Here is a 9,648-nt window from a genome sequence, read left to right on the forward strand (position 1 = left end):
GTCAGTGGCTACCGGTGACCTGGGCGGCGATCTTCACGATCGAGATCGCAAAGAACAGGACCGCCAGCGATCCCAGGACAATGCCCAGAACCTTGTTCCGGCTGCGCTGGCGCGCGCGGTAAAGGGCTGTCTCGTCCTTGCTGAGGTGCACGTTGTTTTGGGGATCGTTCATCATTGCCAACCTTGACCTGTGGCAAGCCGGTCCCCCGCCAGCATGCCGAAAAGCACGAAGAGATAGAGCACGGAATAGCCGAACAGGCGCTTCTCGGGCTTCATGGTGTCATCGGGTCCGGTCTCACGCAGGCCGACCTTGATGGACAGGGCCACAAAGATCAGGCCAAGCACCAGCGCCGAAACGCCATAGACCCATCCTGTTCCGCCGATCCACCAAGGCGCCAGGGTAACCGGCAGCAAGAGGATGGCATAGATCAGGATCTGGCGCCGCGTCGACTTTTCACCCGCCACGACCGGCATCATCGGGATACCGACCTTGGCGTAGTCCGTTTGGACGAAGAGGGCGAGTGCCCAGAAGTGCGGCGGGGTCCACATGAAGATGATCAGGAACAGCAGGATCGGCATCAGGGTGATGTCGCCAGTGACGGCAACCCACCCGATCAGCGGCGGAAAGGCCCCTGCTCCGCCACCGATCACGATGTTCTGGGGCGTGCGCGGCTTGAGCCAGACAGTGTAGATCCACGCATAGTAGAAGATCGAGAAGGCCAGGATGCCGGCGGCAAGCCAGTTTACCCCGAGCCCCATGACCACGACCGACGCGCCGGACAGCGCAAAACCGAAATCGCGCGCCGAAGTCGGGTCCATCTTGCCGGACGGCAGAGGGCGCTTCGATGTCCGCTTCATGCCGGCATCGAGATCGGCTTCCCACCACATGTTCAAGGCTGCTGCGCCGCCAGCACCGACTGCGATGCACAGGATCGCGGTGAAGGCGAGCACGGGATGCAATGCGCCGGGCGCTGCAAGCAGGCCGCACAGGCCGCTGAAGATGACCAGCGTCATCACGCGAGGCTTGGTCAGCGCGAAGAAATCGCGCCACTCCGCCGGCAGGGCGACAGTCGATCCGAGGGGCTTTGCAGAATCCATGGTTGGGCGCGCCTATACGCGGCGCTTACGTTAAAGGAAAGCGAAAGGGGATGAGCCGTTCGGGCAGGCCATGCGGCAGGCGGCGCAACGAAAAAGGCCCCCGGGTTTCCCCGGAGGCCCTTTCGATTTCAGCCCTTGGGCCGACTGGCGGCTCAGTGTGCGTGAGCAGCGTCGTCGATCACCGGCAGGGTTTCGAACTGGTGGAACGGCGGGGGCGAGGACAGGGTCCACTCCAGCGTCGTCGCACCTTCGCCCCAGTAGTTGGCTTCAGCCTTCTTGCCGGCAAGGAATGCGTAGAGGATGTTGATGAAGAAGATCACGATCGAGACGGCCATGATGACGTAGCCGATCGAGGCGATCTTGTTCCAGTACGAGTACGCCATGGCGTAGTCCGGATAACGGCGCGGCATGCCCTGGACCCCGAGGAAGTGCATCGGGAAGAAAATCAGGTTCACGCCGACGAAGAAGATCCAGAACTGCAGGTGGCTCAGGAACTCGGAGTGCATCCGGCCGCTCATCTTCGGGAACCAGTAGTAGAACCCGGCGAAGAGCGAGGTCACCGCACCCAGCGACAGCACGTAGTGGAAGTGCGCGACCACGTAGTAGGTGTCGTGCAGGTTGTCGTCCACGCCGCCGTTCGCCAGCACGACGCCGGTGACGCCGCCCACGGTGAACAGGAAGATGAAGCCGATCGCCCAGACCATCGGCGACTTGAACTCGATCGAACCGCCCCACATCGTCGCGATCCACGAGAAGATCTTGATGCCGGTCGGCACCGCGATGACCATGGTTGCGGCGGTGAAGTACATCTTCGTGTTCACGTCGAGGCCGGTGGTGTACATGTGGTGTGCCCACACGATGAAGCCGACGACGCCGATTGCGACCATGGCGTAGGCCATGCCGAGGTAGCCGAACACCGGCTTCTTCGAGAAGGTTGAGATGATCTGGCTGATGATGCCGAAGCCCGGCAGGATCATGATGTACACTTCGGGGTGACCGAAGAACCAGAACAGGTGCTGGTAGAGAACCGGGTCCCCACCGCCGGCAGGATCGAAGAAGGTCGTGCCGAAGTTGCGGTCGGTCAGCAGCATGGTGATGGCAGCGGCCAGGACCGGCAGCGCCAGCAGCAGCAGGAACGCGGTAACCAGCACCGACCACACGAACAGCGGCATCTTGTGCAGGGTCATGCCCGGCGCGCGCATGTTGAAGATGGTGGTGATGAAGTTGATCGCGCCCAGGATCGAGCCAGCGCCCGAAAGGTGAAGCGAGAAGATCGCGAAGTCGACAGCAGGTCCGACCGAGCCCGAGGTGGAGAGCGGTGCGTAGACCGTCCAGCCCGTGCCGGCGCCGATACCCGTGCCGCCCGGCATGAACGCCGACATCATCAGCGAGCAGAAACCGACGAAGGTCAGCCAGAACGACACGTTGTTCATGCGCGGGAACGCCATGTCCGGCGCGCCGATCATGATCGGGACGAACCAGTTGCCGAAGCCACCGATGATCGCGGGCATGACCATGAAGAACACCATGATCAGGCCGTGGGCGGTGATCAGCACGTTCCACATGTGGAGCGTCTGGTTGAAGTCGGTGGCGTTGCCGCCGACGAAGTTGGTCCACCAGCCAAGGTACTGGATACCCGGCTCGGCCAGTTCGGCGCGCATGATGCCCGACACCGCGCCGCCGATGATCCCCGCGAAGATCGCGAAGATCAGGTACAGCGTGCCGATGTCCTTGTGGTTGGTGGACATGAACCAGCGAGCGAAGAAGCTCGGCTTGTGGTCATGATCGTGGTCGTGCGCATGATCATGCGCATCGAAGCCTTCGTTTGCGGGAATGGTGGCCATCTCGGTCAAACCTTGTCCATGAACGTCGCGTCAGGCGGCGGGTGCTTCGGAAGCCGCAGCCTCCGGAGCAGCAGCAGCCGGCGCGGCAGCCGGGGTCACGACAGCAGGAGCTGCCGGGCCGACGGTGCCGCCGGGCTGGGTCTTCACCCAGGCCTCGAACTTGTCGCGGGGAAGCGCTTCAACCGCGATCGGCATGTAGCCGTGGCGAGCGCCGCACAGTTCGGAGCACTGGCCGTAATAGACGCCCGGCTCCTTGATGAAGAGGACCTTCTCGTTGATGCGGCCCGGCACAGCGTCGAGCTTGAACCACAGCGAAGGCACGGCGAAGGCGTGGATCACGTCCGAACCGATGGTCTGGATGCGGATCGGTTCACCCACGGGGACAACCATGCGGTTATCGACCGCGAGGTGGCCGGGTTCACCCTTCTTGAGCGCTTCCTCTTCCGTCAGCATGTTCGAGATGACCTCGAAGCCGCCGTTGTCGGGATAGGTATAGCCCCAGTACCACTGGTAACCGGTCACCTTGACGGTGACCGCACCCTTGGGTGCCGGTTCATACTGCTGGGCCAGAAGGCGGATCGACGGAACCGCGATGACCACAAGGATCAGCACGGGAACCAGCGTCCAGACGACTTCGATCAGCGTGTTGTGGCTGGTCTTCGAAGCGACCGGGTTAGCGCGCTTGTTGAAGCGGGCGGCCACGACCACCAGAAGGATCAGCACGAAGATCGAGATCGCGACGATGATCGGCATCAGGATCACGTCGTGCATCCACAGGCCCTGCTCGCCAACCGGCGAATACTGGTCCTGGAAGGTCCAGCCCTTGTCCACCGGCTGGCCCTTGCCGGGCGTCGGTGCCATCGGGGTATAGGAACCCTTGTCCGCAACAGTTGCAGTGGCCGGAGCGGCTTCCGCAGCAGCGGCAGCAGGCGCGGCCGACTCACTTGCAGCCACGACCGGGGCATCGACCGGCGCTGCGGGCGCGGCGGCAAGCGCCTGAGTCCCGAAAGTCAGCGCGGCGGCGATGCCGAGGGTCCGGCCGTAAGACCGGAAGGCTTTGCCCATGGAACGGGCGGTATCGGCAAGACTCATCGTCAAAGTTTCCGCTTTTTCCCTGTTTGCGCGCTTGTTGCGCTGCATCAAGGAGGAGCTTGCGCGCCTCCTCTAAGTCCCTCGATTGGAGCGGCCTATACGCGCGGTTGTCCCAAGCCTCAAGCGGCTGGGCGCATATTTTTCATGGGTTCGCCATGGCCATTCGGGCAAGGCCGCAACGCTCTGTAACGAAACGTCCGAAAAGGGTTGCCCCGCGCGCAGGCAACGGCCATTTGCGATGCGTTGCAGCAGCATTCCAGGCAGATCAATGCTCGAAGACGAGATCCTTTCCGAATTCCGCGCCAGCCAGGCCCTGCTCGAGGGACATTTCCTGCTCTCGTCAGGCCGGCACAGTGCCCATTACCTTCAGTGCGCGCGCGTGCTGATGGACCCGATGCGCGCCTCACGCCTCGCGCTGGCGACCGCACAGAAGATCCCGCGCGAGATTCGCCAGCAGATCCAGAAGGTGGTGTCGCCCGCGATGGGCGGCGTGATCATCGGGCACGAGATGGGTCGCGCACTGGGAGTCGAGGCGATGTTCGTCGAGAGGCCGACCGGCACTTTCGAACTGCGCCGCGGCTTCGCGCTCAACCCGGGTGACAAGGTGCTGATGGTCGAGGACGTGGTGACCACCGGCCTGTCGAGCCGCGAGGCGATCAAGGCCATCGAGGCTGCCGGCGGCGAAGTGATCGCTGCAGCGGCGCTGGTTGATCGTTCGGCAGGCAGTGTCGATCTGGGCGTGCCCTTCTTCCCGCTCGTTGCGCTCAACTTCCCGACATATGCGCCCGACGAGTTGCCACCCGCTCTTGCCGCGACGGAAGCGGTCAAGCCGGGCAGCCGGGCCAAGCCCTGATGAGCGTGCTCGTCCCCGGGCGGCTTCGGCTGGGCGTGAACATCGATCACGTCGCGACGATACGCAACGCGCGTGGTGGCGATCATCCCGATCCCGTGCGCGCGGCCGAGATCGTGGCGAGCGTCGGCGGTGACGGCATCACGGCGCACCTGCGCGAGGACCGTCGGCACATCCGCGACGAGGATCTCGCCCGCATTCAGGCCGCAACGAACCTGCCGCTCAACCTCGAAATGGCCGCCACCGACGAGATGCTGGCCATCGCGCTGCGGCACAAGCCGCACGCAGCCTGCATCGTGCCCGAACGGCGCGAGGAGCGGACGACGGAGGGCGGTCTCGATGCCGCCGGTCAGCACAACCGGCTGGCGCCGATCGTCGCGCGGCTATCGGACGCCGGGATCCGTGTGAGCCTGTTCATCGCGCCCGAGGCCCGCCAGATCGAAGCGGCAATGCGCCTGGGAGCGCCAGTGGTGGAGTTGCATACCGGCGAATATGCCCATGCCGAAGGCGAACAGCGCGCCATCGAACTCAGGCGCATCGCCGACATGGCGGCCCTCGCTGCACGCAATGGCATCGAACCGCACGCCGGACACGGCCTTACCTACGAGAACGTCCAGCCAGTAGCCGCCATCCCGCAGCTCGCCGAACTGAACATCGGGCATTACCTGATCGGCGAGGCGATATTCGTGGGGCTGGAAGCTGCGGTGCGACGGATGCGCGACCTGATGGACGAAGCGCGATGAGGGTGACCGCGTGATCATCGGCATGGGCTCGGACTTGTGCAACATCGAGCGTATCCAGAATTCGCTTGATCGGTTCGGCGAGCGCTTCATCAAACGGGTCTTCACCGAGATCGAGCAGGCCAAGGCGGCGCGCAGGCCCTATACCATGGCTGGCACGCTGGCGAAGCGCTTCGCCGCCAAGGAAGCCTTCTCCAAGGCGGTCGGCACGGGCTTCAAGGCGGGTGTCTTCATGAAGGACATCGGCGTGGTGAATGCGAAGTCCGGCGCGCCGACCCTCGCGCTCACCGGGGGCGCGGCTGCGCGGCTGGCGGCGATCACGCCGGAAGGCCATGACGCCGTCGTACATCTGACCTTGACCGACGATCATCCCTGGGCACAGGCCTTTGTGGTCATCGAAGCCCGGGCGATCGCAGAGAAGCCTGCAACTTGACCGAAGAAATACCTGATATCGCAGCAAAACCGCTGACGCCTCCCCCGCCGCCTCCGGGTGGCGTCGACTGGTGGTCGGAAATACGCGGGCTGTTTCTGATGCTGCTGGCTGTGGTCACGTTCCACAGCCTCATCGCCAAACCCTTCTATATCCCCTCGATCTCGATGATGCCCAATCTTCTGGTTGGCGATCGGCTGATCGTGTCGAAGTATCCCTATGGCTGGTCCTGGGTGTCCGCTTCGTTCCATGTCCTGCCGCGCGGCAGGGATCGCGTATTGGCCAGAACGCCGGAATACGGCGATATCGTGATCGCGGTGCCGCCCGACCGGGACGAGGATTACATCAAGCGCGTGGTCGCGCTGCCCGGCGACCGAATCGCGGTGGTCCACGGCCAGATCATCCTCAACGGCAAGCTCGTCCCGCAGCAGGTCGAGCCGCCCGTCCAGATCCCAGCCGACCCTCAACTCTCGTGCGACGGCGCGCCGTGCTACGACATGTTCGAGCGATACCGCACGCGGCTTGCCGACGGTCGCGAGGTCTATGAGCTACCGGCGTTTCGCGAGACGCTGCCCAATGGCGCCAGCTACGTGATCATCGACCACACCGACCAGGTGCTCGACAACTATCCCGAGACCAGGGTCCCGGCGGGCCACGTTTTCCTGATGGGCGACAACCGCGACCATTCGGCCGACAGCCGCGCGCCGGTGGAAGAGCGCGGCCTTGGCGGACCGGTTCCACTCGCCAACATCGGCGGACGGGCCGAGTTCGTGACCTTCTCGCTCGATGGCAGCGAAAGCTGGAACCCGGCAAGCTGGTGGTCCGCCTTGCGCAAGAACCGCGCCTGGACGAAGCTGCGTCCCGAATTGCGCCGCCCTCCTCAGGACAGCGCGCTGGCGGGGAAGTAAGTCATGGACGAACAAGCCGCCCCTGCCAGCACCGGCCCGACCGACATCACCGACGGGCTGATCCGCCGGGAGGCCAAGAAGGCCGCGGTGTGGCTTGGCATGGCAGGGTTGTTTGCGCTGGTTGTGCTGCTTGCCCAGCCGATCATGGTCATCATTGGCGGCATAGTCTTTGCAGCGCTGATCGACGGTGGGCAGCGACTTATCGCCAGGGTAGCGCCATGGATGCCGCGCGGCATCCGCATCGCGCTGCTGCTGCTTTTCACTTTTGCGTTCCTGATCTGGGTGGTGATCTTCGCCGGCGGCCAGATCGCCGCGCAGGCCTCGCAGTTGCCCGACGTGATCCAGACGCAATTGAACAACCTGTCGCAGCTGGCACAGCGGCTGGGCATCACGATGCGGGACGTGAACCTGCAGCAGATCGCTGGGCAGGTTCTCGGCAGTGTCGGGCAGGTCACGCGCGCGCTGGGCGGCATCTTTGGCGGTTTCACCACCGCTTTCCTGATCTTCATCCTGTCGATCTACTTCGTGCTCGAGCCGGATCTCTATCGCCGCGGCTTTGCCTGGATGCTGCCGGTGGAAAGCCGCGAGCATTGGGAAGGCACCGCTCAGCGCATGGGCAAGGCGCTGCGCCTGCTGCTGGCCGGGCGCATGCTGGGCATGACGGTAGAGGGCATTGCCACCTGGGCACTGCTGGCGTGGTGGGGCGTGCCGATGGCGGCGCTGCTCGGCCTGCTCACCGGCCTGCTGGCGTTTCTGCCCAACATCGGCGCGCCGATATCGGGCCTGCTGATGATCATGGTCGGCTTTTCGGGTGGCACCGACATGGGCCTGTTCTGCATCGCGGTCTATCTCGTGGTGCAGACGGTGGACGGCAATATCATCGTACCGATGGTCGCCAAGCGCACCGTCGATCTTGCGCCAGCGCTGGTATTGGGCGCGCAGCTGATGTTCGGGCTGCTGTTCGGCATCCTTGGCCTCATGCTGGCCGACCCGATCATCGCCATGATCAAGATCGCGCTCGAACGCCAGGCAGAGCGCAACGACGCAAACCGCAGCGAGGGTTGAGAGAGCACGAACAATGGCCCGCAAGTTCCTCTATCTCGTCGCCCTTCTGGCGGTCCTGGTCATCGCTGCGCTGTTTGCGTTGCGCATCTGGTCGGGCGAGCTGACGCGCTTTGCCTTCGTGCCGCGCGTGGACTTCGCGGCGCTCGATCCGCTTCCCGCAGAGACCTATGCCGGCAACGCGATGTGGATAGCCAAGCCCGGGCTGGGCAGCGGCGATCCCGCACAGTGGGTGCCGCCGGGATTGCAGAAGGATGCAGGTTCGCCCGAGTCGCGGCGCGCAGCAGTATTCTTCATCCACCCAACGAGCTATCTTGCCCGCGAGAACTGGAACGGGCCGATCGACGACCCGGATTCGAGCCGGCGCGCTGTGTTCTTCGTGCGTGGCATGGCTTCTGCCTTCAACGGACAGGCGCAAGTCTGGGCACCACGCTATCGGCAGGCGGCTTTCGGCGCCTTCCTGACCGCCAAGCCCGAAGGCCAGCGCGCGCTGGATACGGCCTATCTCGACGTGCGGCAGGCCTTCGACACGTTCCTCGCATCGTTGCCCGCCGACACGCCGATCGTGCTGGCCGGTCATAGCCAGGGCGCGCTGCACCTCATCCACCTGCTGAAGGACCGGGTCGCGGGGACACCGCTCGCCAAGCGCATCGTCGGCGCCTATCCGATCGGCTGGCCGATCTCGGTGGAGCACGATCTTCCGCTGATGGGACTGCCCGCATGCACCGCCCCCGATCAGGTGGGCTGCATCATGAACTGGTCGAGCTTTGCCGAGCCCGCAGATCCCGCCATGGTGCTCGAGGCCTATCGCGCGCGGCCAGCCCTTGATGGGCGTGCGCGCGACAGCAAGCCCGTCCTGTGCACCAATCCGCTTACGGGCAAGGTTGGCGGCAGCGCCCCGGCATCTGCCAATCTCGGCACGCTCAAGCCGGCAGAAGATCTCGAGTCGGGCGAACTGGTGCTGAAGGCCGTGCCTGCGCGCTGCGATGCGAGCACGGGATTGCTGATGATCGGCGATCCGCCGGATCTCGGGCCGTTCGTGCTGCCGGGCAACAACTACCACGTTTACGACATCCCCCTGTTCTGGATGAACCTGCGCGAGGACCTCGCCACGCGCACGGCGGCATGGAGCCGCACTGCGAGGGCAAGGTGATCACGCAATCGGCGCTCTTGATGCGCGATGCCTTGCCGGAGTCAGGCGGCGTGCTGATGGGCCTCGATACCGGCACGAAGACCATTGGCATTGCGCTGTGCGATGCGGACTGGCGCTTCGCCACGGCAGGCAAGACCTTGCAGCGCGGCAAGTTCATGGCCGACAAGGCGAAATTGCGTGCGCTGATCGAGGAGCGGAGCGTCAAGGGTCTGGTCATCGGGCTGCCGCTGAACATGGACGGATCGGAAAGCCCGCGTTCGCAGGGCGCAAGGGCAATTGCGCGCAACCTCGAGGATCTCGACCTTCCCATCCTGCTATGGGACGAGCGCTGGACGACACAGGCGGCAGAGCGCGCCATGATCGAGCAGGATTTCAGCCGTGCCAAACGCGCCGAACGCATCGATTCGCATGCCGCCGCTCTGATTCTGCAGGGTGCAATAGACGCGCTGGCCGGAAGCGCCTTTTAAGCGA

11 protein-coding genes are annotated in these 9,648 nt (G+C 64.3%); 7 read left to right on the forward strand and 4 right to left on the reverse strand.

The window, feature by feature from the left end:
- Position 1: 1 nt before the first annotated feature.
- The 4 genes from B9A23_RS22790 to coxB all read right to left on the reverse strand — a co-directional run bounded on the left by B9A23_RS22790 (position 2) and on the right by coxB (position 4,007).
- Positions 2-172 carry a hypothetical protein gene (locus tag B9A23_RS22790; protein WP_176217967.1) on the reverse strand — a complete coding sequence of 57 codons (171 nt, stop codon included), beginning with the start codon at positions 170-172 and terminating at the stop codon, positions 2-4.
- Positions 172-1,098 (reverse strand): heme o synthase, encoded by a 927-nt coding sequence (locus tag B9A23_RS11590; protein WP_084279168.1) that lies wholly within the window; start codon positions 1,096-1,098, stop codon positions 172-174. The genes B9A23_RS22790 and B9A23_RS11590 overlap by 1 nt, the downstream gene beginning before the upstream one ends.
- 152 nt (positions 1,099-1,250) lie before the next feature.
- Positions 1,251-2,942: a cytochrome c oxidase subunit I gene (gene ctaD / locus B9A23_RS11595; RefSeq protein ID WP_084279170.1), complete on the reverse strand. Its 1,692-nt coding sequence runs from the start codon at positions 2,940-2,942 to the stop codon at positions 1,251-1,253.
- A 30-nt stretch (positions 2,943-2,972) separates the two neighbouring features.
- Complete coding sequence (coxB, locus tag B9A23_RS11600) at positions 2,973-4,007, reverse strand: cytochrome c oxidase subunit II (RefSeq protein ID WP_254895081.1); 1,035 nt, start codon at positions 4,005-4,007, stop codon at positions 2,973-2,975.
- A gap of 295 nt (positions 4,008-4,302) precedes the next feature.
- Between coxB and pyrE the strand changes: the two genes are divergently transcribed.
- Genes pyrE through ruvX form a run of 7 tightly spaced genes read left to right on the forward strand, consistent with a single transcriptional unit; the run spans position 4,303 to position 9,644 of the window.
- Entirely contained in the window at positions 4,303-4,887 is a 585-nt protein-coding gene (pyrE, locus tag B9A23_RS11605; RefSeq protein ID WP_084279172.1) for an orotate phosphoribosyltransferase, read from the forward strand.
- Complete coding sequence (locus B9A23_RS11610; RefSeq protein WP_084279173.1) at positions 4,887-5,627, forward strand: pyridoxine 5'-phosphate synthase; 741 nt, start codon at positions 4,887-4,889, stop codon at positions 5,625-5,627. Before pyrE ends, B9A23_RS11610 begins: the two co-directional genes overlap by 1 nt.
- Before the next feature lie 10 nt (positions 5,628-5,637).
- Positions 5,638-6,057, forward strand: coding sequence for a holo-ACP synthase (gene acpS / locus B9A23_RS11615; RefSeq protein ID WP_084279175.1), 420 nt, complete (start codon positions 5,638-5,640; stop codon positions 6,055-6,057).
- Between the two features lie 17 nt (positions 6,058-6,074).
- Positions 6,075-6,962 (forward strand): signal peptidase I, encoded by an 888-nt coding sequence (lepB, locus tag B9A23_RS11620; protein ID WP_254895084.1) that lies wholly within the window; start codon positions 6,075-6,077, stop codon positions 6,960-6,962.
- A gap of 3 nt (positions 6,963-6,965) precedes the next feature.
- On the forward strand, positions 6,966-8,027 hold the full coding sequence (locus B9A23_RS11625) for an AI-2E family transporter (protein WP_084279178.1): 1,062 nt from the start codon (positions 6,966-6,968) through the stop codon (positions 8,025-8,027).
- 13 nt (positions 8,028-8,040) lie between these two features.
- Entirely contained in the window at positions 8,041-9,177 is a 1,137-nt protein-coding gene (locus B9A23_RS11630; protein ID WP_084279179.1) for a DUF3089 domain-containing protein, read from the forward strand.
- Positions 9,150-9,644, forward strand: coding sequence for a Holliday junction resolvase RuvX (ruvX, locus tag B9A23_RS11635; RefSeq protein WP_139797434.1), 495 nt, complete (start codon positions 9,150-9,152; stop codon positions 9,642-9,644). Before B9A23_RS11630 ends, ruvX begins: the two co-directional genes overlap by 28 nt.
- Positions 9,645-9,648: the final 4 nt, after the last annotated feature.

It is taken from the genome of Novosphingobium sp. B1, from assembly GCF_900176395.1.
GTDB lineage: Bacteria > Pseudomonadota > Alphaproteobacteria > Sphingomonadales > Sphingomonadaceae > Novosphingobium.